Origin of the sequence: Nonomuraea sp. KM90, assembly GCF_052246675.1 — a bacterium.
Lineage (GTDB): Bacteria > Actinomycetota > Actinomycetes > Streptosporangiales > Streptosporangiaceae > Nonomuraea.
Genome location: NZ_JBQQCB010000403.1, coordinates 1 through 773, shown reverse-complemented (window position 1 = coordinate 773; position 773 = coordinate 1). Strand labels below are relative to the sequence as shown.

Here is a 773-nt window from a genome sequence, read left to right as displayed (position 1 = left end):
TCCGACAAGGACCTCTACGGCTGCAAGGTCATCCCGTCCAGGGGTGCCTGGCTCGAGTTCGAGATCGACAAGCGCGACAGCGTCGGTGTGCGCATCGACCGCAAGCGCAAGCAGGCCGTCACCGTGCTTCTCAAGGCACTGGGATGGACCAACGAGCAGATCCTCGAGCGCTTCGGCCAGTACGAGTCGATGCGGGCCACCCTGGAGAAGGACCACACGGCCGGCCAGGATGACGCCCTGCTCGACATCTACCGCAAGCTGCGGCCCGGTGAGCCGCCGACCAAGGAGTCGGCGCAGACCCTGCTGGAGAACCTCTACTTCAACCCCAAGCGGTACGACCTCGCCAAGGTGGGCCGCTACAAGATCAACAAGAAGCTGGGCGTCGACGCCGAGATCACGCTGGGCACCCTGACCGAGGACGACATCGTCGCCACGATCGAGTACATCGTCCGCCTGCACGCGGGCGAGGAGTCGATGCCGGGTGCCAACGACCGTGAGGTCATCGTCGAGGTCGACGACATCGACCACTTCGGCAACCGCCGCCTGCGCAGTGTCGGCGAGCTCATCCAGAACCAGGTCCGCCTGGGCCTGGCCCGTATGGAGCGCGTCGTCCGCGAGCGGATGACCACGCAGGACGTCGAGGCGATCACGCCGCAGACCCTGATCAACATCCGCCCGGTCGTGGCGTCGATCAAGGAGTTCTTCGGCACCTCGCAGCTGTCGCAGTTCATGGACCAGACCAACCCGCTGGCCGGCCTGACGCACAAGCGGCG

The 773-nt window shown here is 65.7% G+C and carries 1 pseudogene; it reads left to right on the top strand.

Going from position 1 to position 773, the window contains the following annotated elements:
* Nucleotides 1-773, top strand: a pseudogene (locus tag ACTWPW_RS64460) (DNA-directed RNA polymerase subunit beta); the annotation flags it as partial.